Annotated in this window: 1 protein-coding gene; it reads left to right on the top strand. The window is 62.5% G+C overall.

Translation table 11 applies throughout. The features are described 5' to 3' along the window. On the top strand, nt 1–648 hold a 648-nt coding region (locus IVA74_RS36050), incomplete at its 5' end, for an IS66 family transposase (RefSeq protein WP_247352260.1). Nucleotides 649–702: the final 54 nt, after the last annotated feature.

Genomic DNA, 702 nt, shown 5'->3' with positions numbered 1-702 from the left:
GCTTACAAGACCATGACCCGAGAGACGCGTGCGGACGCCCTGTCCGGGACGCTCGCCTTCTGCTGGTCGCATCTGCGGCGCCAGTTTGTGAAGATCGAGCGGGAGGCTGCGCCGGCGCCAGCTCCGGTTGCCCGCGAGGCCCTCGAGCGCATCGCCCAGCTTTACGCGGTTGAGAAAGTACTCCGCGGCCGGTCGGATGCCGAGCGTCGTGCTGGCCGACAAGCGCATGCCCGACCTCTGGCTGCAGCCTTGAAGCAGTGGTTTGAGGCCAAGCTTGCTCACCTAGCGCAGAAGGGCGACACGGCGAAGGCCCTGCGTTACGCGCTGCGTCATTGGGACGGCCTGACGTTCTACCTTGATGACGGGCGCATCGAGATGGACACCAATGCGGTCGAGCGAGCGATGCGGCCGATCAAGCTCAATGCCAAGAACTCCCTTTTTGCCGGTTGCGACGAAGGTGCCGAGAATTGGGCATTGCTGGCTTCGCTCATTGAGACCTGTAAGCTCAATGGCGTCAGTGCAGAGCACTGGCTCGCTGACGTTCTCTCCAAGCTCATCAATGGTTGGCCTGCGGCGCGACTGGACGAACTGCTTCCCTGGGCGTCGACCTATACGATGCATACACACAATCCGAGGCTGGCGGCATGAGCCTGAACACGACCGCGGTCCGGATCAAGGTGACCCTCAAGGATGTGAAGCCGG

The organism is Bradyrhizobium sp. 132, assembly GCF_023074185.1.
GTDB lineage: Bacteria > Pseudomonadota > Alphaproteobacteria > Rhizobiales > Xanthobacteraceae > Bradyrhizobium.
Note: the sequence above shows the minus strand (reverse complement) of the source record. Positions and strands in the feature narration are given on the sequence as shown.